General features: G+C 70.1%; 18 protein-coding genes and 1 rRNA gene. 12 read left to right on the top strand and 7 right to left on the bottom strand.

The genetic code is table 11. The annotated features are described in order from the left end of the window. Position 1: 1 nt before the first annotated feature. The 6 genes from LY12_RS24500 to LY12_RS24475 are packed head-to-tail and all read left to right on the top strand — an operon-like array spanning position 2 to position 8,000. Positions 2-3,028 carry an ATP-binding protein gene (locus tag LY12_RS24500; RefSeq protein ID WP_253859838.1) on the top strand — a complete coding sequence of 1,009 codons (3,027 nt, stop codon included), beginning with the start codon at positions 2-4 and terminating at the stop codon, positions 3,026-3,028. Beyond that, the gene (locus LY12_RS24495; protein WP_253859837.1) at positions 3,025-5,100 is read left to right on the top strand and encodes a magnesium transporter; all 2,076 of its coding nucleotides are present in this window, start codon (positions 3,025-3,027) and stop codon (positions 5,098-5,100) included. The genes LY12_RS24500 and LY12_RS24495 overlap by 4 nt, the downstream gene beginning before the upstream one ends. Positions 5,101-5,112: 12 nt before the next feature. After that, entirely contained in the window at positions 5,113-5,730 is a 618-nt protein-coding gene (locus tag LY12_RS24490) for a hypothetical protein (protein WP_253859836.1), read from the top strand. A gap of 2 nt (positions 5,731-5,732) precedes the next feature. Next, positions 5,733-6,734: a C40 family peptidase gene (locus tag LY12_RS24485; protein WP_253859835.1), complete on the top strand. Its 1,002-nt coding sequence runs from the start codon at positions 5,733-5,735 to the stop codon at positions 6,732-6,734. Positions 6,735-6,749: 15 nt separating this feature from the next. Further along, positions 6,750-7,742 (top strand): hypothetical protein, encoded by a 993-nt coding sequence (locus tag LY12_RS24480; protein ID WP_253859834.1) that lies wholly within the window; start codon positions 6,750-6,752, stop codon positions 7,740-7,742. A gap of 24 nt (positions 7,743-7,766) precedes the next feature. Then, positions 7,767-8,000 (top strand): hypothetical protein, encoded by a 234-nt coding sequence (locus LY12_RS24475; RefSeq protein ID WP_253859833.1) that lies wholly within the window; start codon positions 7,767-7,769, stop codon positions 7,998-8,000. 6 nt (positions 8,001-8,006) lie between these two features. Here LY12_RS24475 and LY12_RS24470 read toward each other — a convergent pair whose 3' ends face one another. Beyond that, a complete protein-coding gene (locus tag LY12_RS24470; protein ID WP_253859832.1) occupies positions 8,007-8,951 on the bottom strand; it encodes an ATP-binding protein in 945 nt (314 codons plus the stop codon). Between the two features lie 161 nt (positions 8,952-9,112). On the opposite strand from LY12_RS24470, the gene LY12_RS24465 reads away from it, so the two are divergent. After that, a complete protein-coding gene (locus LY12_RS24465; protein WP_253859831.1) occupies positions 9,113-9,907 on the top strand; it encodes a helical backbone metal receptor in 795 nt (264 codons plus the stop codon). A 75-nt stretch (positions 9,908-9,982) separates the two neighbouring features. On the opposite strand, the gene panB is transcribed toward LY12_RS24465, so the two are convergent. After that, positions 9,983-10,873, bottom strand: coding sequence for a 3-methyl-2-oxobutanoate hydroxymethyltransferase (gene panB, locus LY12_RS24460; RefSeq protein ID WP_253859830.1), 891 nt, complete (start codon positions 10,871-10,873; stop codon positions 9,983-9,985). Between the two features lie 222 nt (positions 10,874-11,095). Here panB and LY12_RS24455 point away from each other — a divergent pair, with 222 nt between their 5' ends. Then, positions 11,096-11,776: a DUF998 domain-containing protein gene (locus LY12_RS24455; RefSeq protein ID WP_253859829.1), complete on the top strand. Its 681-nt coding sequence runs from the start codon at positions 11,096-11,098 to the stop codon at positions 11,774-11,776. Positions 11,777-11,791: 15 nt separating this feature from the next. Here the strand turns inward: LY12_RS24455 and LY12_RS24450 are convergent, their stop codons facing one another. The 3 genes from LY12_RS24450 to secA2 are packed head-to-tail and all read right to left on the bottom strand — an operon-like array spanning position 11,792 to position 16,821. Continuing rightward, the gene (locus LY12_RS24450) at positions 11,792-12,373 is read right to left on the bottom strand and encodes a methylated-DNA--[protein]-cysteine S-methyltransferase (protein ID WP_253859828.1); all 582 of its coding nucleotides are present in this window, start codon (positions 12,371-12,373) and stop codon (positions 11,792-11,794) included. 4 nt (positions 12,374-12,377) lie between these two features. Further along, on the bottom strand, positions 12,378-14,096 hold the full coding sequence (locus LY12_RS24445; RefSeq protein WP_253859827.1) for an NAD+ synthase: 1,719 nt from the start codon (positions 14,094-14,096) through the stop codon (positions 12,378-12,380). Between the two features lie 55 nt (positions 14,097-14,151). After that, positions 14,152-16,821, bottom strand: coding sequence for an accessory Sec system translocase SecA2 (gene secA2, locus LY12_RS24440; protein ID WP_253859826.1), 2,670 nt, complete (start codon positions 16,819-16,821; stop codon positions 14,152-14,154). Positions 16,822-16,870: 49 nt separating this feature from the next. Between secA2 and LY12_RS24435 the strand changes: the two genes are divergently transcribed. Continuing rightward, complete coding sequence (locus LY12_RS24435) at positions 16,871-18,430, top strand: alpha/beta hydrolase (protein ID WP_372493629.1); 1,560 nt, start codon at positions 16,871-16,873, stop codon at positions 18,428-18,430. Positions 18,431-18,509: 79 nt separating this feature from the next. On the opposite strand, the gene LY12_RS24430 is transcribed toward LY12_RS24435, so the two are convergent. Beyond that, positions 18,510-19,286 carry an LppX_LprAFG lipoprotein gene (locus tag LY12_RS24430; protein WP_253859825.1) on the bottom strand — a complete coding sequence of 259 codons (777 nt, stop codon included), beginning with the start codon at positions 19,284-19,286 and terminating at the stop codon, positions 18,510-18,512. 102 nt (positions 19,287-19,388) lie between these two features. Next, positions 19,389-20,495 carry a GlxA family transcriptional regulator gene (locus tag LY12_RS24425; protein ID WP_253859824.1) on the bottom strand — a complete coding sequence of 369 codons (1,107 nt, stop codon included), beginning with the start codon at positions 20,493-20,495 and terminating at the stop codon, positions 19,389-19,391. Between the two features lie 66 nt (positions 20,496-20,561). Here LY12_RS24425 and LY12_RS24420 point away from each other — a divergent pair, with 66 nt between their 5' ends. The 3 genes from LY12_RS24420 to LY12_RS24410 all read left to right on the top strand — a co-directional run. Then, a complete protein-coding gene (locus LY12_RS24420; protein WP_253859823.1) occupies positions 20,562-21,218 on the top strand; it encodes a DJ-1/PfpI family protein in 657 nt (218 codons plus the stop codon). A gap of 125 nt (positions 21,219-21,343) precedes the next feature. Further along, positions 21,344-22,687 (top strand): type I glutamate--ammonia ligase, encoded by a 1,344-nt coding sequence (gene glnA / locus LY12_RS24415; protein WP_253859822.1) that lies wholly within the window; start codon positions 21,344-21,346, stop codon positions 22,685-22,687. A gap of 380 nt (positions 22,688-23,067) precedes the next feature. After that, positions 23,068-23,252: ribosomal RNA gene (locus LY12_RS24410) — 16S ribosomal RNA — on the top strand; the annotation flags it as partial.

Genomic DNA, 23,252 nt, shown 5'->3' with positions numbered 1-23,252 from the left:
CTTGTTCGGTCGCGACCGAAGCGGCACCAGCAGGAAGGCCGCGCATCCGGCACCGTCGACGAAGACCGACGGCCGGGGCCGCAGACTGCCCGGGGAACAGGCGATTCCGACCTACACACCGTCGATCGCCGCCCGCTCGATCGACGGACATCTGCTGCGCACGGGCAACGAGGTGTACGCCTGGTACCGGCTCGCGCCCCAGCGTTGGTCGTTCCGGTCGGACTCCCAGCGCCAGGACCTCATCGCGGCGATCGCGGGCCAGTACGCCGAGCTGCAGGGCCGGTGGATGCACCTGCGTGTCACCACCCGCCCGTACCCGATCCGCATGTGGGCCGAGGCGCACGTGCACAACGCCCACGACCGGCCCGCCGACGTGCCCGGGGCGCCGTCCTTCGACGACTACCTCGTCGGGGAGCAGCAGCAGCTGATGGGCCGGTCGATGGCGGAGAAGGAGGTCTACCTGGGCGTACAGGTGCAGACCCGTCGCGTCATGGACCGCGCCGTCGAACGGGCCGCGCCCCTGCTGCGCAAGATCCTCCCCGAGGCCGTCGACGCCGAGCTGTCCGCCCTCGACTCCGAGGTCGAGCACCTCGACGGGGTCATCGGTTCGTCCGGTCTCGAAGGCAGGCCGGTCAGCGCCGACGAGATGTCGTGGCTGATGCACCGGTCGTGCTCGCTGGGACTGCCCGCGCCGCGCACGATGCCCGCGGTGCCGACGTCGACGTGGGAGCCCGAGGACCTCGCCAGCTTCACCGACGCCGCCGACTTCCACGCCGATCCGTACGCGCCCACGGTGACGGTGCGCGGCCGTACCGGATCGAATGCCGGGGTGAAGCGCCACGTCGCCGTGCTGACGGTCGGCCAGATGCACGGCCTGCAGATCCCCGAGGTCGACGATCCGTGGGTGCAGCACGCCGACCGCCTGCCCGCGCCCGTGGAGTGGTCCGCCCGCATCTACGTGCGCAGGCCCGAAGAGGTCGCCGGCGAGTTGCAGCGGCAGATGAACAAGGTGCGTTCGCAGGTCAAGCACTACACCGACGAGCACGAACTCGAACCACCGCAGTCGCTGGCCCGGCAGGCCTCGCGGGTGCTCGAGGTCGACGACGAGATGACGTCGGGGTTCACCGCGCTCGCGACGCGGGTGCGGTCGTGGTGGCGCATGTCGGTCTCGGGCAGCACCGAACGCGAGGCGCTCAAGCTCGCCCAGCAGCTGCTCGACCTGTACAAGCCGAAGATCGCCATCGAGCACCCCGAGGCGCAGTACGCGCTGGCCAGGGAGTTCATCCCCGGTGAGTCGCTCGCCTCCGGGGCATATCTGCGCCGTGGTTCGGTGGTCTGGGCCGCCTCGTCGGTGCCGACGGCCACGGCCGAGGTCGGCGACCGCCGCGGCATCCTGCTCGGCGAGACCTGCACCGCCACCCGCCGTCCCGTCGCGTGGGACCCGTGGATGGCGCAGGAGATCCGCGACGGATCCGGGCTGACCTCGATCGTCGCCGGTCTCGGTGGTGGCAAGTCGTTCCTCGGCGGCGGCATCGTCTACAAGACGCTCCGCGCCGGTGCGCACTGGACGATCCTCGACCCGTCCGGTCCGCTGTCGCGGCTGTGCGAGCTGCCGGAGCTGCGGCCGTATGCGCGGCCGATCAACCTGCTCAACGCCCAGCCCGGCATCCTCAACCCGTATCGCGTCGTCGCCGAGCCGCAGCTCGAACACTTCCTGGACGAGGAGGACCCGGAACGCGCGTGGCGCAGGGAACGCGCCCTCGCCGGGGCCACGCGCAGGCGGCTTGTGCTGGACGTGCTCACCGGCGTGCTGCCGTACGACGTCGCACGCATGCCGCAGACCCGCATCGTGCTGCTGCGTGCGGTCCGCATGGTCGGCGGGCGGCACGACGCCGACCCCGGTCAGGTCATCGACGCGCTGCGCCGCGACTCCAGTGAGCACCACGACCACGCCGTCGTCGTCGCCGACTTCCTCGACGAACTGCGCGAACGCATGTCGTTGCTCATCCCGGAAGCCGACGCCGATCCGTACACCGACCAGCGGGACGACCGGCTCACCGTGCTCACCATGGCGGGACTGACCCTGCCGAAGGAGAGCGTCGGCCGGGAACACTGGACCGACGCCGAAGCGCTGGGCGTCGAGATGATGAACCTCGCCGCCTGGCTGACGGCGCGCTCGGTGTACGACAAGCCGAAGTCGGCGCGCAAGGGCGTGTGGATCGACGAGGCGTTCTTCCTGTCGGAGGTGCCGACGGGCCGGGTGTTGATGAACCGCTTCGCCCGTGACTCGCGTAAGTGGAACGTCCGGGTGCTGCTGTCGTCGCAGATCCCCGCCGACTTCCTGAAGATCCAGGGTTTCGTCGCGCTGCTGGACTCGGTGTTCGTCGGCAGGCTCGACGACGACGAGGCGCAGGCCGACGCGCTGCGGCTGCTCAAGGTGCCGGTGGGCGCGGGCTACGAGCAGGTCGTGTCCGCGCTCGGCCGCCGCCCCGGCGGGCAGCGCGAGGCCGAACGCGACCGCGAGCCGCGGCAGTTCATCTTCGGTGACGGTGCGGGCGGCGTGGAGCGCATCCGCGTCGACTTCACCGGACCGCACCTGCAGCAGCTGCGGGAGACCCTCGACACCACACCGGGCGCGACGCCAGAACGCCCCGCGCAGGCGCCCGCGGCGGAGACCCGCGCCGACGGTGGAGCCACCGACGGCGGAGCCACCGACGGGCCTTACCGGACGGCGGAGCAGACCACCGCGCGTTCGACGCAGCCGCAGCCCGCGCAGCCGCAGCTCGGTGGTGATCGGGAGGAGGATCTCGAACTCGAGGCGGAGCTGGAGGTCGGGCTCACCGAGGACCAACTGCTGTCCGACACCGCCTTCGACGACACCGCCTTCGACGACACCGGTTTCGACGACGGTGGTTTCGACGAGCACGGCCCCGACGACGGCGGAGACACCGGCGGCACGGGTGGCGGACAGGAACCGGCCCGTGCAGGCGGCAGGGGTAAGAACGGCACCGGCAGGGACGCCGCATGATCACGATGACGGTGCTCGCCGCACTGGTGTGCGCGTGGGTGTGGCTGCGTGCCCGCCGCCGGGAACCGGGACGGCCCCGCGTCGCCCGGCGCGGGCCGGCGATGCTGGCCACGGTCGCCGTGCTGGCGTGCCAGGCGCTGCTCGCCTCGCCCGCACAAGCGCAGCTGGACGGCGGCGGCTGCGAGGCGCCGAACCCGGAACGTCCCGGTTCCGGCATGGTCGGCGCGATCGACAACCCCGAGGGCAACGGCGAGGCAGGCAGCGCCTACGCCGATTACAGCTACGCCGGCATGGTGTGGCACGTCCACGACTGCGACAGCGGCGGCATGGGCGGCATCACCGACCCGAGCACGACCGTCGACACCTGGCTGGGCAACCAGCTGTTCAACGTCGCCAAGAACATCGTCGGCGCCACCAACGCGCTGCACTACGAGGTCCTCGACGGCGGCGTGCTCCAGCCCCTCACCGAGGCCGTGTCACGGGGCGCGGAAGCGGTCTACAACAACGTCTACGCACAGCTCTTCGGTCTTGCGGCCCTGCTGCTGGCGATCTTCCTGTTCCGCAACATCTGGCGCGGTGACCTCGCGACGGTGAGCAAGCGTGCGCTGTTCGCCGTCGGCGGCCTGTGGCTGGCGGCGTCGTCGCTGGCGCTACTGCAATACCACGACGAAATCGACCACGCGATCGTCCAGACCACCACCAACATCCAGGCCGGGTTCGTCGACGAGGAACAGGACCGCGTCGTCCGGCACATCCTGCCGACCGAACTGCACGAGGAGGTCGTCTACGACAACTGGCTGCGCGGCACGTTCGGCAACGACCAGCAGGACGAGGAAGCCAGGGAGTACGGCCCCGATCTGCTGGACGCGCAGGCGTTCACATGGGACCAGATGCGAGCGGGTGACGACGGCGACGAGAGCGTCATCAACGAGAAGAAGGCCGAGTTCAACCGCATCGCGGGCGAGCTGCAGGCCTCCAGCGGCTACTTCAGCGGTGAGGACGGCTCTCGCGCCGGCACGGGTTTCCTGGCGATGTTGCAGAGCCTCGCCTACTCGTTGTTCCAGCTCGTCGCCAAGCTGGCCGTGCTGTTGGCGCAGATCCTCGTGCGGCTGTTCACGCTCACCGCGCCGTTGATCGGACTGCTCGCGATCCTGCAGCACGACGTGTTGCGCAGGATCGGGCGCGTCATCGGTGGCGTGGCGTTCAACCTGCTCGTGCTGTCGGTGCTCGCCGGTATCCACGCACTGCTGCTGCAGGCGATCTTCGCCGCGTCCGGAATGGACATGATCGTGCAGCTGGCGATCGCCGGCCTGGTGACGATCATGATGTTCGTCGTCGGCAGGCCGGCGCGGCGGCTGTGGCAGATGGTCGAGACGTCCGTCAGCCTCGTCGGTTCCGCCGTGCCGAACCAGCGAGGCGGGTTGTTCTCCCGCTTCCGTAAGAAGTCGTCCGAGCCGACCCCGCAGGACGAGTTCTGGCAGACCGTCAAGAGCGACGACGACGCCGAGGGCGGCGCGGCCACCCGCGGTGCCGGCGCAGCCCGGGCGGGCGGCCGGTTCCGCCCGGAGGCGACGGTCGCCAGCGCTGAGCGGCTCGACGGGCCGCAGACCGGCGCGCACCCGGCCTCCCACTGGCCGGGCACGCGACAGCAGGTCGGTGGTGCGAACCCGGCACTGCCCGCGGGCGGCGGGGCGGCACCACCGGTGTTCAGTACCTCCCCGCCGAACCGCGCGCCGGGTGACCAGCAGCCGATGGTGGTGCCGAGCAGGCGTGTCGACACGGCGCCGGTGACCGACCGCGGGATCGATCGCGCCGACGATCCGGACCCGTTCGTCGTGCCGTCGCGGATGAATCAGCCTGCGGGAACGTTCGACACCGGGCGGGGCGGTGGCCAGCGCGGTGCGCAGGCCACGCCCGCAGCCGCTCCGGCCCCGGCACCGGCCGCGCCGGAACCACGGCGGGCGGACAGCGAACTGGTCGCCGGCAAACCCGTGTACGTGCTGTACCGGCCGTCGCGTGGGCTCGAAGTGCGCCCGGACGACGTCCGCGACACCGACCGTGCGGTGCGGTAGGGGCTGGCGGAGATGCCGATTCGCACCAACCGCGGCCGCGCGGCGATCTACCGGCGCCTGTGGAGCTGGCCGATGCGATCGCCGTCGCATCTGGTGGGGACGATCATCCTGTTCGTCGCGCTGATCGCCGCGACCGGCATCGTCGTGCCCCGCCTCGTCTCCGACGGGCAGGCCTCCGGTGCCACCCCGCCCACGTCCGAGTCCGGGGGTGCGCAGCCGGGTGAGTACGGGACGTCGAACGGTTCCGGTGAGGCCGGCGGTTCCGAGTTGCCGCCGGTCACGCGGCTGACCGAGCCGCGTGAGACGCCCACCGAGGCACCGGCCTCGCCGCAGGCACTGCGGGTCGCCGAACAGTGGGCCGCGGCATGGGTTGACCACGACGACGGCACGACCGTCGACGCGTGGCTCGACGGTCTGCGTCCGTACACCACCGCCGAGTTCCTGCCGGTCATGCGCAGTGTCGACCCGGCGAACATCCCGGCGACGAAGGTCGAGGGCAAGGCCGAGGCCGGCGAGTCGTACTCGCGCTCGGTCGACGCGACGATCTCCACCGACGGCCCGGACCTGTCCGTCACCGTGATCAAGACCGACCAGGGGTGGCGCGTCTCCGACTACAGCCGGGTGGGCTAGCCGTGCGCGGGGGACTGCTGTTCGGATGCGTGATGGCGGCCGCGCTCACGGTGGTGCTGGCGGTCGGGCTGATCACCGTCATCGACGGCTCGCGCCAGCAGGCCATGAGCGGCAACGTGACGGAACTGTCGTGTGATGCCGCCATCGGCCCGACGAGGCCGGGGCAGGCCGGTAGCGGCGAGGCCGACGCCGCCTCCCTCGAAGGCGAGCAGCGCGAGATCGCATCCCTGGTCATCAAGATCGGCAAGGAACGCGGCATGTCACCCCGTGCGTGGCAGATCGCCATTCAGGCGGGCATGACCGAATCGCGGTTGAAGAACGTGCACTACGGCGACCGCGACTCGCTGGGTATCTTCCAGATGCGGCCGTCGATGGGCTGGGGCACGCCGGAGCAGGTCACCAACCCGCAGTACCAGGTCAACAAGTTCTACGACGTTCTCGAAGAGGTGCCCGGCTGGCAGCACATGCGCCCGGGCGAGGCCGCGCAGGCCGTCGAGCGCTCCGCGTTCCCCGACCGGTACCACGAGTGGGAGCCGATGGCCGTCCACCTGGTGCAGAACGTCGGCGAGATCCGCAACGTGAGCGGCTGCGGCGAAGCCCGCGGGGACGTCGTGCTGGCATCGAACTCGTCGGCGCAGCGGGCGATCGACTTCGCGATGGGCGAGCGCGGCAAACCGTACGTCTGGGGTGCCACCGGGCCCGATTCGTACGACTGCTCCGGACTCATGTTGCGTGCCTACGAGGCCGCCGGTATCACGATTCCACGGGTGTCGCGCGACCAGTACAAGGCGGGCTCGATGCTGCCGGTGGAGCAGGCACAACCCGGTGACCTGCTGTTCTGGGCGTACGATACGGCCGACCCGAGCACCATTCACCACGTGGCGATGTACCTCGGGAACGGCAAGATTGTCGAGGCGCAGCAGAGCGGCGTCCCGGTACACGTACGTGACGTGTCGTGGGACGAGGGTGGGCTCGTCCGGCAGGCCGTCCGGCCTGGTGTGTGAACGCAGGAGGGTGTCGTGGGCAAGAAGTGGGGCAAACGCGGGAAGAACGCGGGCCGCGGGGCAGCGCAGGTGGACCCGTTCGCGATGCAGGCACGCCCGCCGGCTCCGCGGAACGCGCCGCCCGCTTCGAGTACGCCGCTGTCCGACTACCTGCGGCGTCAGCAGCCCGGAGTCACCGACGGCTACGTCGTGCTGCCGCGCACTCTCGTCGAGGACATGCCGCTGCCGTGGCAGCAACAACTGGTGAACCTCCTCGCCCAGTTCCACGACGGTCATGCCCGGCTGGACTGGCCCGCCTACCGGGTCGTTCCCTCTCGGCCCGAACGTCTCGTGGACCTCGACGAGGAGCAGCTGGCCGAGGCCGGCTATCTCGTCGAGATCGACTCCGAGGGTGAGATGGTCTACCGCGAGCGCAGTGGCCGGAAGGTCGACGATCCCGATTCGGTGACCGTGCTGGTGTCCTGTTTGGACCCCGTGGTGCAGCCGAGCCGTCCGCAGGCGGCACCTGCCGTACCGCAGCAGGCGAAGGCCGCGCCGATGAACATCGGCCCGCAACCGGTGTGGGAGACACCGCCGTCGGGTTTCGCCGCACCGCCGCCTGGCACCCCAGCTGCGCAGGGACCGGCTGCGCAGGGACCGGCTGCGCAAGGTCACGCTGCGCAAAGCTCCGCGGCGCAGGGGCCGGTTGCGCAGGGCCCCGCGGCGGAGTCGGGCACGCCGACACCTCCGTCCGGCATCGCCACGCCGCCCCAGGGGTCGTCGCAGCAGGCCCAGCAGCCGCAGCAGGCCCAGCAGCCGCAGCAGGACCCCGCCCAGCCGGACAGCGCAGCCTCGGACACCGCAGTGTCGGACACGGCGCGGTCGGACGCGGCGCAGCGGGACTGGTTCGACGAGATGCCCGGTGACGGCGCCGGGGTGCCCGACGCCGCGGGCGCCGACGGCGACGAAGCCGTGTTCGGGCCGACCGGTGCGGAACCGACGGAGATTCCCTACCGCTTTCGCAGGTGACGCGGGCTGTGCCACGCTCGAGGTATGGGCTGGCGCAAGAAGGACGCGAATCCGCCGTCGGGCTGGTGGTACAACACCCGCACCGGCGAGATCGAGCACGGCGAGGTCTCACGGTCGATCGATCTGCTCGGGCCGTATCCGGACGAGGCGACGGCCCGGCAGGCGTTGGAGATTGCGAAGGCGCGCACCGAGGCCGCGGACGAGGCCGACGCCGAATGGCGTGAGGGCGACGACCACGACCGCGACGACGACCGGTAGGCCGGTCTACACGCGAACCGGGGGAGCGGGCACGAAATCCGGGTCGACCTGGTCGGCGAGTTCGGATCCGGCCCACGCCCGGGCGTTGCGCAGGTGCAGCTCGACGGCCTGCGCCTGGTAGGCGGCCCAGTCGCGTTCGACGGCGTCCACAGTGGAGCGCATGGTGTCGAGCACGGCGAGGTTGGCGGGCTCCAGTTCGCCGATCGGGCGGTGCCTGCCGCGCTCGGCGGCGCGGACGTGCCGCGACGTCGACAGCCATCCGATCAGGTCGTCGCCGACCTCCTCACGCAGGAACGCCACGTCCTCGTCGTCGGCGACCTTGTTGCCCACGACGGCGAGGCGCACGTCGAACTCGCGCGCGTACTCCGTGTACTGGCGGTACACGCCGACACTGCGCATCGTCGGCTCGCACACCAGGAACGTGACGTCGAAGCGGGTGAACAGGCCGGAGGCGAACGCGTCGGCGCCCGCGGTCATGTCGACGACCACGTACTCGCCTGCTTCGTCGACGAGGTGGTTGAGCAGGAGTTCGGCCGCTCCGGTCTTCGAGTGGTAGCAGGCGACGCCGAGGTCGTCGTCGGTGAACCGGCCGGTCACGGCGACACGGGTGTCGCCGATCTCGCGCACGCACGCGTCGGTGATCGGGTTGTCCTCACGCGGGGTCATCAGTCGCGAACCGCGTCCCGGCGGGGTCGTCTTGATCATGGCGTCGGCGCTGGGGATGCGAGGGTTCTCGCCGCGCAGGTAGTCCTTGATCAGGGTCAGGTTGTCGCCGAGCGTGGGCAACGCGTCCGCCTCGTCCGGGGTCGCGCCGAGTGCGACGGCGAGGTGCTGGTTGATGTCGGCGTCGATGGCCAGCACCGGAGCTCCGGAACCGGCGAGATACGACGTGAACAGGCCGCTGAGCGTCGTCTTGCCGCTGCCACCCTTGCCCACGAAGGCGACCTTCATGTGTGCCCCCAAATGGAAGTCATTTTCATCAACTGTGGCCGGAACGGTACCGAGGGGGGCGGTGACCCGATCGAGTCGGGTGGGGCGATCGAGTCGGGGTACGTGGGCACAGTCGGGGAGCAGCACAGAGGGGGAGCAGCACGGTGGGGGAGCATGGCGGCATGACGACGTTCACCGACGACCTCGGCGCCGAGGTTCCGCTGCCCGACCCGCCGCGCCGGGTCGTCTCACTCGTTCCGGCGCTGACCGAGGCGGTCGAGCACACGATGCCGGGTCTGATCGTCGGTGCGACGGACTACTGCACGCACCCGCCCCAGCTGGACGTCCCCCGAGTCGGTGGGTCGAAGTATCCGACGGCGAGTGCCGCGGCCGAGCTGCGACCCGATCTCGTGCTGGCCAACGCCGAGGAGAACCGGCCGGAGGACGTGCAGGCGCTCCGTGAGGCCGGCATCCCGGTCTGGGTGATGGAGGCGCCCGCGACGGTGCCTGCCGCACTCGCCTCGCTGCGGGCACTGCTGACGGGCCCGTTCGCGGCCGGCCATGCCGGAACACCGGCTGGTGTCCCGGCATGGCTGGCCGAGGCCGAACGGTTGTGGACGGCGGAGCCGCCGCCGGTGCGGGCACGCGCGGTGGTGCCCGTGTGGCGCAAACCGTGGGTGGTGCTGGGCCGGGACACCTTCGGCGGCGACGTCCTGCGCAGGCTCGGCGTCGACCACGTCTACGCCGGGGCCGACGACCGCTATCCGCGTCCGAAGCTCGACCTGCTGCGGCAGCGGTTCACCGACGGCGAGGCGGACCTGCTCGTGCTGCCCGACGAACCGTGGGAGTTCACCGACGCCGACGGCCCGGACGCGTTCCCCGGCGTGCCGTACGTCCTCGTCTCCGGCAGGTACCTCACGTGGTACGGACCGTCCCTCGTGGCCGCCCACCGGGAACTCTCGGCCGCCCTCCCGTGAACGCCCCCAGGGGCACTGTGGTTGCGTTCAATGCCACCACAGTGCCCCTGGGGGCGGTGAGAACCGGCGTTCGTGTCAGTCGAAGGTGTGCTCGGCGGCCGGGAACTGCCCGTCCCGGACGTCGGCGGCGAATGCCTGGGCCGCACGGGTGAGCTCACCCGCGACGTCGGCGTAGCGCTTGACGAACCGTGGCGCGCCGCCGGTTCGTAGTCCCGCCATGTCCTGCCACACGAGTACCTGTGCGTCGCACTCCGGGCCGGCGCCGATCCCGACGGTGGGGATCGCCAGCTTGCGCGTCACCTGCCGCGCGGCCTCCCCGGGCACCATCTCCATCACCACGGAGAAGGCCCCTGCGTCCTGCAGTGCGAGCGCGTCCTCCAGCAGTTCGACACCGGCTTCACCGCGGCCCTGTACCCGGTACCCGCCGAGCGTGTGCTCGGACTGCGGCGTGAACCCGATGTGGCCCATCACCGGTACACCGGCGGCCGTGATCGCCTCGACGTGCGGGGCGAACCGGCGTCCGCCCTCCAGTTTGACGGCGTGGGCGCGGCCCTCCTTCATGAACCGCACCGCGGTGGAGACGGCCTGCTCGACCGACACCTGGTACGAGCCGAACGGCAGGTCGGCCACGACGAGCGCGTGGGTCGCCGCGCCCGAGACGGCACGCACGAGCGGCAGCAGTTCCTCGACCGTGACCGGCAGTGAGGTGTCGTAACCGAAGACGTTGTTGGCGGCCGAGTCTCCGACGAGCAGCACCGGGATGCCGGCTTCGTCGAACAGCTTCGCCGTGTACATGTCGTAGGCCGTCAGCATCGGCCACGGCTGCCGCGCTTCCTTCCAGCGGAGCAGCTGGGGGATGCGCACCTTCTTCCGCTCGGGAGCGCGATCGCCTGCCGGGCCGGTGGGGGAGCCGTACGGTGCGGGCTGCTCGCCCGCGGGGTCGCCGGGTGTTTCGGAAACGGACATCGTCGTCGAACCGTCCTTCCCTCGAGGCCTGCGCGGCAGGTCCCCGGGTCGTGGATCGTTACCCACCGAGCGTGGCAGTCCCGCTGACGGGCCAGGAAGCTCGGTGCGAGCAGCTTCACAGGGCGGACGGCCGCACGTCGCTGCTGGGTAGCGGGATCACTACGCTGTGTGCGACACCATTTCGGGTTTCGGTTCGGCCGATAGCGTGATAAGTAGTTCGCTATGCTGCCGGAGCTCCGCGGTTCCACGACCCTGACCGCGGTGCGTAGAGCGGGGATATCCCTGCTGGTCATCGCCATTATCGGTCAGCTCGGCTGGTTGGCGGAACTCGTGCTGCACACCCACATGTCCCCGTTGCGGACGGTCACGTCGGCGCTCGCGGTGCCCGGCCAGCCGTATTCGCTCGTGTTCCGCGCGGCGGAGCTGCTCGCCGGGGTCGCGCTGGTGCTGGCGGTGCCGCCGCTGCTGCGCATCGCCCCGGTGCACAACAGCGCCCGCGCGACGATGGTGCTGCTCGGCATGCTCGGCGTGCTGTATCTGATCCGGGGCATCTTCCCGATGGAATGCCGGGTCGTCGCAGGAGGCGGGTGCACGCCGGATCCCGATCCGTCGCTGGGCGGCCAGCTCCACATCGCGGCGTCGATCCTGGTCAACGTGTTCTGCTCGGCAGGTCCGCTCGCGCTGCTGCTCTGGTGGTACGGAAGGTGGACGATCGCGCCTGCTGTCGGCGTCGGCATCGGCACGCTCGCGTGGCTGCTGCTGGTGCTCGACGACTTCGTCGGCCCCGGCGAGTTCGCGGGTCTGGCCTCCCGCGGGCAGACGATCGGCGCGAGCATCGTGCTCGCGGCCGGCGTGGCGTACCTCAGCAGAACCGGAGGCGATCGCACCGACCGCATGGCCTGACGGGCCGGTGCCGGTTCAGAACAGCGTGGGCGGCGTGAGGTGGACGCCTTCGGCGGCCAGGATCCGTTCCTTCGTGGCCACTCCTCCCGACGCAGAGAATCCACCCGGTTTCCCTCCCGCGGCGAGAATCCGGTGACAGGGAACGATCGGGGCGAACGGATTTGCGCCGAGCGCCTGCCCGACGGCCTGCGCCGCACCCGGTTCGCCGAGCCGTCGGGCGAGCTCGCCGTACGTGGTGGTGGTGCCGCGCGGGATCGTGCGCGCGAGGTCGTACACCCGTGCGTGGAACGGCGGCACGGACCGCAGGTCCAGCGGAATGGTCGACAGGTCGACATCTTCGCCGGCCAGCGACGCCGTCACCGCCTCGATCGCCCCGAGAATCCGGTCCGGTACGCGAACGAGAGCACCGGTACCACCCGGTTCGGTGTGCTCGTGCTCGGTGGCGCCGGGGAAGCGGGTCCGCAGCCGCGTCCGCGTGCCCTCGGCGCCGGACTCGGGAAGCTGGGCGCCCACGACGGCACCGCCCGGTTCTCCGGCCCAGGCGAGACCGCAGTGCCCGATCGCCGTCGGGAACACGATGACACCGACACCGGACACGGCGTCAGTGGGTTTCGCGCCAGAGGTTGGTCATCGGCAGCCTCCGGTCCCGGCCGAACGCCTTGAACGTGATCTTCGTGCCCGGCGGGTACTGCCTGCGCTTGTACTCGGCACCGTCGACCATCCGCACCACCCGGTCGATCACCTCGGGATCGAAACCCGCAGCGAGCAGGTCCGCGTAACCGCGGTCGCCTTCGATGTAGTCGTCGAGCACGTCGTCGAGCAGGTCGTAGTCCGGCAGTGAGTCGGTGTCGACCTGGCCGGGACGCAGCTCGGCGGACGGCGGCTTCGAGATCGAGTTCTCCGGGATCGGCGGTGTCTGGCCGCGTTTGACGGCCTCCTCGTTGCGCCAGCGCGCGAGCGCCCACACGTGTGTCTTGAACACGTCCTTGATGGGCGCGAACCCGCCGACCGCGTCGCCGTAGATCGTCGAGTAGCCGACGGCGAGCTCGGTCTTGTTGCCGGTCGCCAGCACCAGGTGGCCGTCCAGGTTGGACAGCGCCATGAGCAGCATGCCGCGCACCCGTGCCTGGATGTTCTCCTCGGCCAGGCCCTGCAACGACAACCGGTCGACGTACACCGTCACCATGTCGGCCACCGGTTCGAGCCGGAAGTGGCAGCCCAGCCGTTCGGCGAGGTCGGCGGCATCCGATTTGGAGTGGTCCGACGAGTACACCGACGGCATCGCCACGCCGTACACCCGGTCCGGCCCGAGCGCGTCGACGGCGAGCGCCGCGACCACGGCCGAGTCGATCCCGCCGGACAGGCCGAGTATCACCGAGCCGAACCCGTTCTTGCCGACGTAGTCGCGCAACCCGAGCACGAGGGCCGACCAGACCTCGGCCTCGTCCGGCAGCGGTTCGCCGATCACCGGGCCGCCCAGTGGTTCGCGCGCGGGCGGCGTACCGTCGCTCAGTGTCCGCCGGTGCACGATGAGCCCGGCGAACTCGCCGTCGGCGGTGTGGCCGCGCTGCTGCACCTCGACGTCGGTGACGAGCAGCTGTTCGGTGAACTGGCGCGCACGCGCCAGCAGCGTGCCGTCGGCGCCGACGACGATCGAATCGCCGTCGAACACGAGATCGTCCTGCCCCCCGACGCAGTTCGTGTAGACCACGGGAGCTCGGGCTTCGCGGGCCCGTGACGCGACCAGCGGCAACCGCACGTCGTCCTTGGCGCGTTCGTACGGCGACGCGTTCGGCGACACGATCAGGTCCACGCCCGCCTCGCCGAGAGCCGCGACCGGGCCGCCGTCCTGCCACAGGTCCTCGCAGACGACCATGCCGACGTCGACGCCGTGCAGGCGCACGACGTCGAGCTCGGTGCCGGACTTGAAGTTGCGGCGTTCGTCGAACACGCCGTAGTTCGGCAGGTGGTGCTTGTACTGCGTCGCCACGACCCGGCCGCCCTGCAGCGCGGCGACCGCGTTGCGCGGACCGGCCTCGTCCTGGTCGAGGTAGCCGACGTAGGTCAGCAGTTCGCCGCAGCCTGCGTCGGCCAGTCGCTGTGCCACCACGTCGACCTGCCCCCGGGACGCACGGGCGAACGTCTCCCGCAACGCCAGGTCTTCCACCGGATAGCCGGTGAGTGTCATCTCCGGGAACACGACGACGTGCGCTCCGGACTCGGCGGCTTCGCGAGTGCGCTCGACGATCAGGTCGGTGTTTCCGGCCAGGTCGCCGACGGTCGTGTTGATCTGGGCCAGTGCGATGCGCAGGTGCGGCATGCCGTCATTGTCGCGCACCCGCGCAGCGCTCCGCTCGTGAGATCGCTTTCGCCCGTCAGCTGCGCTTCTTGCGCAGCATCCCGCGCACCTTCTTCAACGCCTGCTCGGCGTCCGAGTCGAACGGGTTGTCCTGCACGAGGTACGTCCACGTCGACGTCGGCCTGCGCACACCCGCGGCGGCGAGGTCGATGCCGTCCGATGTGACGGCCGCCGCCGCGAGGGTCTCCGCCGAGCGCGACTCCACCCTGCTGCGGATCTTGTGGAACTCCGGGATCGCGGCCCGGTGGAACTCGTCCAGCGGCTGCTCCCTGGCCATCGCCCTCAGGTGGATCGTTTCCCGCACGTTGTTGAGGAACGCGAGGTGATCGGCCCACAGCTGGTCCATGTGGAACAGCATGATTCGGCGGCACCCGGTCGTGAGCTCCTCCTCGCCGAGCTTCTCGGCCAGCTCGGTGAGGCGCGCCTCGTCGAGCCGCTTCGCATCGGCGTCCGCGGCGTCGCCGGGATCGCCCGCGGTGGTGTCGTCGGTGGTGGTCGCGTCGGCGGAGGTGTCGCCCGTCGTGGCGTCATCGGGGGCCGCGCGGTCCCCGGCTGCCGCGTCCGCGCCGTCGGAGTCCTCGGAGGCCGGGTCCGTGGTTGCCGTGTCCGTCGTTGCCGTGTCCCCGGACTCGGAATCCCCGGTCCCTGCGTCCCCCGTTCCTGTGTCCCCGGTCGCGGAGGAGTCCGCATCGGCGCCGGCGGCCTTCGCCGCCTTCTTGTTCTTCCCCGCCGCGCCGGTGGTCTCGTCGTCGCCCGCAGCGGCGAACTCGGCGAGGGTCTTCTTGGCGGCGTCGGTGCGCAGCACCTCGTCGCGCCATTTCAGCAGTTCCGAACGCTGGTGCTCGATCAGCCGGGTGTAGCGCCACGTGTTGCGGTGGATCTCCAGGTCGACGCCTTCGGCGACGCGCTGGGCGTGGTTGATCTGCCGGTGCGCCGCGTTGTCGGTGATCTCGCCGGTATCGGGATCGGCGTCGATGCCGTCCGGCACGTCCGGGGCGTGGCCGAGCACGAGCTCGTCGTTGAGGCTGGCGAAGAACACCGAGCTGCCCGGGTCGCCCTGCCTGCCCGCGCGGCCGCGGAGCTGGTCGTCGAGCCGGCTACTGGGGTAGCGCGCCGTGCCGATGACGTGCAGGCCGCCGAGCTCGGCGACGCGTTCCCGGTCGGAACCGTCCGCGCCGCCCAGCCGGATGTCGGTGCCGCGCCCCGCCATCTGGGTCGACACGGTGATCCGCTCGTAGGTGCCCGCCTCGGCGATGATGGCCGCTTCCTCGGCGTCGTTGCGCGCGTTCAGCACGACGCACGGCAGCCCCGCCTTGTCGAGCTTCTCGGCGAGTTCCTCGGACTCGGCGACATCCTGGGTGCCGACGAGGATCGGCCGCCCGGTGGCGTGCACCTCCTCGATCTCGGACACGATCGCGCGCAGCTTGTTGTTCGGGGCGGCGTAGATCCGATCCGCGGTGTCCTCGCGCACGTTGGGTGTGTTCTGCGGGATCACCGCGACCTCGAGTTCGTAGAACTCGCGCAGCTGCTCGGCGACGGCCACCGCGGTGCCCGTCATTCCCGCCACCTGCGGATACCGCGCGATCAGTGCCTGCACCGTGATCGAGTCGAGGATCTCGCCCCGGTCCGAGGGCGGCAGCTGTTCCTTCGCCTCCACCGCGGCCTGCAGGCCGTCCGGCCAGCGCTGCAGTTCGGCGACGCGGCCGCGGGAGGCGTTGATCAGCTGCACCTTGCCGTCGCGCACGAGGTAGTCGACATCCCGGGTGAGCAGTGCGTGCGCGTGCAGTGCCACGTTGACTGCGGCGAGGCGGTCGGCCCCGTCCTCGGCGTACAGGTCGATGCCGCCGAGGGACTTCTCGACCACGGAGGCGCCCGCCGTCGTGAGCCACGCGTTGCGCCCGTCGGGGTCGGTCTCGTAGTGCAGGCCGACGCGCAGCCTGCGGACGATGTTGGCGACCTCGAGGTCCGCGACTCCCGCGTCCACGGACCCGGCCATCACCAGCGGGACGCGTGCCTCGTCGACGAGCACCGAGTCGGCCTCGTCGACGATCGCGACCTCCGGCTCGGCCTGCGCGAGTTCGCCGGCGTCGGTCACGAGGCGGTCGCGCAGCACGTCGAAACCGATCTCACTGACGGCGCCGTAGCAGATCTCCGCGCCGTAGGCGGCGCGCCGGTCCGCCGTCTCCAGCGACGGCTCGACCCAGGCGACGGACACACCCAGCAGGTCGTAGACGGGCCGCATCCACTCGGCGTCGCGGCGAGCCAGGTAGTCGTTGACGGAGATGACGTGCACCCGCTTGCCCTGCAGTGCGTAGCCTGCCGCGGCCAGCGCACCGGCGAGCGTCTTGCCCTCACCGGTCTGCATCTGCACGACGTGGCCGGTCAGCAGGCCCATCGTGCCCAGCAGCTGGACGTCGAACGCCCGCTCGCCCAGACCGCGGCGCGCCGCCTCCCTGCCGAGTGCGCAGACCTCGACGAGCTGCCGGTCGCTGAACGTCCCGGTGGCGGACAGGTCGTCGCCCAGTTCGGTGGCGGCGGCCGTCAGCCCGCCGTCGTCGAGCTTCTCCAGTTCGGGCTCACGCTTCTCGATCCGCGGCAGCAACGCCTCGTACCGCGTCAGTTCCACGCTCGCCGGACGCTGGATGATCCTGCGCAACCGCTTGCTCACCCGGCTCATCAACGCCACGCGTGGTCTCCCATCTCGCTTCTCGTCGTGCGATGGCACGATCGATCCCGTGCCTTCCGTCGAACGCTACCTGGCCCTCGCCACCTGTGTACTCGCCTTGGGCGGGCTGACGACCGCCTGCTCGTCCGAACAGCCCGAGCAGAAGGGTCCGGTCGGACCCGTTCCGCAGGGCCTGGAGCGGTTCTACGGGCAGGCGCTCGACTGGGGTGAATGCGAGCCGTACGCCACCTCCAACATGGCCCGCTCGTCGTTCGGTGCGGAAGGGCTCGAATGCGCGCGGCTGACGGTGCCGCTGGACTACGCCGAGCCGGACGGCCCGGAGATCACGCTCGGGCTGCTGCGGCACCAGGCCACCGGCGACAACCGGATCGGCTCGCTCGTCGTCAACCCGGGCGGCCCCGGCGCGTCGGGCATGCTCAACGCCGCGTCGATGGCCGGCCCCACGGCCGACACGGAGATCGGCAAGCGGTTCGACCTGGTCGGCTTCGACCCGCGCGGGGTCGGCGCGAGCGACCCGGCGATCGAATGCCTCACCGACACCGAACGCGACGCCGACCGCGCCCACGACGTCGAGTACGACGGCAGCAGCCAAGGGGTGCGGGACACCGAACGGGAGGAACGCCGGTTCGCGGCCAAGTGCGCCGAGCGCACCGAGCACGGCGAGGACATGCTCGCTCACCTGGGCACTCGCGAGGTCGCCCAGGACATGGACGTGCTGCGGTCGGCGCTCGGCGACCGCAAGCTCAGTTACGTGGGCTACTCGTACGGCACGCGCATCGGCTACACCTACGCCGAACGGTTCCCCCGCAACGTCCGGTCGCTCGTGCTCGACGGTGCTCTCGACCCCGAACAGGACTCCGTGGAATCGCTCGTGTCCCAGGGCGAAGGATTCGGCAAGTCGTTCCAGGAGTTCGCCGCGTGGTGCCAGGAGCGATCGGGATGCCCGTTGACCGGCGATCCGACGAAGGCCTACCAGGACCTGGTGCGGCCGCTGCTGGACGAACCGGTCGACGTCGGCGGTCGCGTGCTGTCCTACGACGACGCCACGACGGGCACCATCCAGGCGCTGTATTCCGAGCGCATGTGGCCGCAGCTGAAGTCGGGTCTCATCGAGCTGTCGCAGGGCACCGGTTCGACCCTGATGGCTCTGGCCGACATGTACAACGAGCGCGACTCCTCCGGCGAGTACACCAACACCCAGGACGCGTTCGTCGCGATCCGCTGCGTCGACGACCCGCCGGTGGAGGACAAGGCGAAGATCCGGGAGGCGCAGCGGCGGTACGCCGAGGTGGCGCCGTTCCTCGACCCGGGAACCCGCCCGTCGGCGGCCCGTGACGCCTGCGCCTTCTGGCCCGTGGACAGCACGTCCGAACCGCACCTGCCCGACGTCGACGGCGTGCCACCCGCGCTGGTCGTGTCCACCACCAACGACCCCGCGACGCCGTACCAGGCGGGTGTGCAGCTGGCGAAGGCTCTCGAGGGCAGGCTGCTCACCTTCGAGGGCAATCAGCACACGGTGTTCCTGCAGGGCAACCAGTGCGTGGACGGGGTGGGCACCCGATACCTGATCGACGGCACGCTGCCGCCGGAGGGCAAGCGCTGCGCGTGACCGGTGCGGGCAGGTACCGCCCGCGCGGTGACGGACCGCGGGCGGGATGCCGCTCGCGGTGAGCGGCCGCGGCGTGGCGTCAGCTGCTCGGCGGCGGCGTCGTGCTGGAGACGTCGATCGGTTCGTTGTGCTCGCTCAGCCCGAGTTCGATCATCGTGGCGCCCTGGTTCGGCCTTCGTGGCGGGACCTGCAGCCATACGCGCAGCAGAGTGCGTTCGGGGTTGTCGGTGACCCAGAACTTGACCGCCACGTCGTCGGGCACGCCGGGCAGCAGCTCGGAGATGTCGGCCTGGGGAAGGGTGCCGCTGACGCGATACGTCGGCACGTCGCCGATGTCTTCGCGGCTCTCGGTGCTCAGCTCGGTCGCGTCGCCGAGCAGGTCGCGCAGTCCGCCGTCGCGGGCGAGCAGGTGTGCGGGTGTGAACCGTTCCGGCATGACGGCGGTGGTCGTCACGTCGTCGGAGTCGGTGAGTGTGACGGTCGTGTCGCTGGCGGCGTCGGCGCTGCTGCCGTCGGGCACCGTCGACGTGGCCGAAGCGCCGGATGCGGACGCGCCCTCCCGCTGGCCGAGTTCGTACTCGTACTGCACGCGTTCGGTGGGCAACTGCATGTCGACTTCGCCCATGGCCCAGCCGGAGCGGGTGGCCACACCCTCGATCGACCTGATCGGAAACCCGGGCAGCGCCCCCTGCGTACTCAGGTCGAAGTGGACGCTGGTGACGTCGCGGAGCGCGGCTGAGGCGTCGCGGACCAGCGAGGCGCCCGGCGGTTCCGTGTCGGGCGCCTCGGGCGAAGAGGTGCACCCGGCGACGAACGTGAGCAGGGATGCGGTGACGACCAGGATCCGCCGGGACATGTCTAGAGACCGTACTGCCGGGCGAAGCTCGTCAGGTTGGGTGGTGGCGGGTGCGGGGCCGGCCGGTACTGCCGGGCGAGGCCCGTTCGGCTGGCGGTCCGGTCAGCGGATTGGGGTCGAGTTGCCGGCGGGGGTGCCTGCGCCGTCGGCCGGTGTGGCGAAGGTGCGCCGGTAGGCGAGTGGGGAGACGCCGATGGCGGCGCGGAGGTGATTGCGCAGCGATGCGGCGGTGCCGAGGCCGGATTCGGCCGCGACGCGGTCGACGGGCAGGTCGGTGACCTCGAGCAGGTGCCGGGCGTGCAGTACGCGCTGGTGGGTGAGCCACGTGTGGGGCGGCAGGCCGGTTTCGTCGCGGAAGCGGCGGTTGAAGGTGCGCATGCTCATCCGCGCGTGTGCGGCGAGCGCTGCCAGGTCGAGTGGCTCGCGGAGTCGCTGCAGTGCCCATTCCCTGGTGGAGGCTGTACTGCCGGTGCCGGCGTCGGTCAGTGGACGGTCGATGTACTGCGATTGGCCGCCGTCGCGCCACGGCGGGACGACGCAGTAACGGGCGGCGCGATTGGCGACGTCGCTGCCGTGGTCGGAGCGGACGACGTGCAGGCAGAGGTCGACGCCCGCGGCGAGGCCCGCGGAGGTGAGCACGTCCCCGTCGTCGACGAACAGCACGTTCTCGTCGAGGCGTACGTCGGGGTAGAGCGCGCGGAAGCTCTCGGCGTGCGCCCAGTGCGTCGTGGCGGGGCGCCGGTCGAGCAGGCCTGCCGCCGCGAGGACGAACGCGCCGGTGCAGATCGACATGATCCGGGCGGACGAGGGGATGCGGGCGAGCGCCGCGGCGACGTCGTCGGGGAGCGAGCCGTCCCTGCGCGGGCCCGGCAGCCGGGTTCCGGGCACGATCACGGTGTCGGCGTCGTCGAGTGCCTCGGGGCCGTGATCGAGCAGTGCGGAGTAGCCCGAGGACACCCGTACCGGCCGGTCGTCGACCCCGCAGATGCGCACGTCGTAGAGCCGCTGCTCGGCGCGTTCGGCGCACGCGAAGATCTGCGGCGGAATCTGCAGGTCGTAGCCGACGACCTCGCCGAGAGCGAGGACCACCACGCGGTGCGGTGCACCACGGTCCGCCACCCTTCCGGAATCTCCCGCCGTACCGCTGTCGCGCGCCGTTCCGTTGTCTCCCGCTGGGACGGAACTTCCCGCGGTCGTCCCTGCTGTCATGGCAAGATTTTTTCACACATCGGCATTTTTGCCACTCGTCGGAGACCCGCGGAGTGGATCACGCTTGTGGCCACAGGGAAGACCGGAGGCGGCGACGTGTGCGTGCGACGGGAGTGGGCGATGGTCGACGAGAAGGTCCGGAACATCGGGATCCTGCTGTTCCCGGATGTCGAGGAGCTCGATGCGATCGGGCCGTGGGAAGTGCTGTCGTTCTGGGCGGCTGCGTTCCCGGACGACGGGTGGCGGGTGTTCTGCTGCTCGGCCGACGGAAAGTCGGTGACCTGCTCGAAGGGGCTGACCGTCGAGCCGCACCACGCGATCGGCGACATGCCGGCGCTCGACGTCCTCGTGCATCCCGGCGGCGATGGGACGCGCCCGCAGCTCGCCGACGCCGAACACGTCGAGTGGATCAGGTCCCAGCGCAGGTCGGTGCCACTGTTGGCAGGCGTGTGCACCGGTTCGCTGGTCTTCGCCGCGGCAGGTCTGCTGAGCGGGCGTCCGGCGACGACGCACTGGGCGTCGCTGGGGTATCTCGCCGAACTCGACCCGACGATCGATGTGCGTCCCGACGAGCGGTTCGTGGACGACGGCGACATCGTCACCTCCGCGGGGATCTCGGCAGGGATCGACATGGCGCTGCACCTGGTTTCCCGGCTGGCTTCCCCGCAACGCGCCCGCGACGTGCGGCGGGGAATTCAGTACGACCCGGAGCCGCCGGTGTGAGCGCAGCCGCTGTGCAAGGCCGGCGACGTGTGCCGATGCGGCAGCTGCCCAGGACGTCGAGCATCCGCCGAACCGGTGTAACCCGCGAAACATCGCGTTAACACGGTGCGCATAAGGTCACGTTCATGGATCGTCAGCAGGAGTTCGTGCTGCGCACACTCGAAGAACGCGACATCCGCTTCGTGCGGCTCTGGTTCACCGACGTACTCGGCTTCCTCAAGTCGGTGGCGATCGCCCCGGCGGAGCTGGAAGGCGCGTTCTCCGAGGGGATCGGGTTCGACGGGTCCGCCATCGAGGGCTTCGCGCGGGTCTACGAGTCGGACATGATCGCCAAGCCGGATCCGTCGACCTTCCAGGTGCTGCCGTGGGAGCAGGCCGACGGCGGGCACTACTCGGCGCGGATGTTCTGCGACATCGCCATGCCCGACGCGTCGCCGTCGTGGGCCGATCCGCGGCACGTGCTGCGCCGCCAGCTGTCGAAGGCGGGCGAAGCGGGGTTCACCTGCTACGTCCACCCGGAGATCGAGTTCTACCTCCTCCAGGATCTGCCGGAGGACGGCAAGGAACCGGTCCCGGCCGACAACGGCGGCTACTTCGACCAGGCCAGCCACGCCACGGCCACGCACTTCCGGCGGCACGCCATCGAGGCGCTCGAGGCGATGGGCATCTCCGTGGAGTTCAGTCACCACGAGGGCGCGCCGGGGCAGCAGGAGATCGACCTGCGCTACGCCGACGCGCTGACCATGGCCGACAACGTCATGACGTTCCGGTACGTGGTCAAGGAGGTCGCGCTGACCCAGGGGGTGCGCGCGACGTTCATGCCCAAGCCGTTCACCGACCAGCCGGGCTCCGGCATGCACACCCACGTGTCGCTGTTCGAGGGCGACCGCAACGCCTTCTACGACCCCGAGGACCCGTACGAACTGTCGGAGACCGGCAAGGCGTTCGTCGCGGGACTGCTGTACCACGCACGGGAGATCTCGGCGGTCACGAACCAGTGGGTGAACTCGTACAAGCGGCTGATCGTCGGTGGCGAGGCCCCGACGGCCGTCTCGTGGGGGAGGGCCAATCGGTCCGCGCTCGTGCGGGTGCCGATGTACTCGCCGGGGAAGGCGTCGTCCCGCCGGGTCGAGATCCGCTCGCTCGACTCGGCGTGCAATCCGTATCTGGCGTACTCGGTGATCCTGGCGGCCGGCCTGCGCGGTGTGGAGATGGGGTACGAGCTCCCGCCTGCGGCGGAGGACGACATCTGGGCGCTGTCCGAGGTCGAGCGGAAGGCCGCCGGTTACAAGCAGCTGCCGCAGAACCTGGGCGAGGCGCTGGCGGAGATGGAGAACTCGGAGCTGTTGCCCGAGGCGCTGGGCGAGCACGTCTTCGACTTCTTCCTCCGGAACAAGCGGACCGAGTGGAACAACTACCGGAGCTCGGTGACGCCGTACGAGCTCCGCACCCTGCTTCCTGTGCTCTGACCTGCGGTTTTAAGTAAAGGGGACCCCCCTGTTTCAGGGGGGTTCGCGGACGTGTAATCTTCTTCTTGTCGCCAGGGAGCGGACGGGACGAGGCGGAGGTTGACTCCGCGAGACGGACCGGGTAAACTTCTTGGTCGGCCCTCGAAAGGGCCACAACCACGAGCAACGAATCTCCACGAGATAAGTTACTGTGGTCGGTGGCGCTCTCGGGCGAATAACCAACTGCGTGTTGTTTGAGAACTCAACAGTGTGTTTGTGAGCTTTGTTTTGTTGTTTTTGTGACCTCGTTTTGGGGTTTCTTTGAGCTAGCGCAGGGCCATGGCTGATGTTGTGTTGGTTGTGGTTGTGTGTTTTTTGCTTGGTTTGAATTTTTCAATGCATTGTTGGAGAGTTTGATCCTGGCTCAGGACGAACGCTGGCGGCGTGCTTAACACATGCAAGTCGTACGCTGAAGCCTGCTTCGGTGGGTGGATGAGTGGCGAACGGGTGAGTAACACGTGGGTAATCTGCCTTGTACTCTGGGATAAGCCCGGGAAACTGGGTCTAATACCGGATAGGACCATTC

It is taken from the genome of Prauserella alba (genome assembly GCF_024171735.1).
Lineage (GTDB): Bacteria > Actinomycetota > Actinomycetes > Mycobacteriales > Pseudonocardiaceae > Prauserella > Prauserella alba.
The sequence above is the reverse complement of the archived record's forward strand: the minus strand, read 5'-3'. Positions and strand labels throughout refer to the sequence as shown.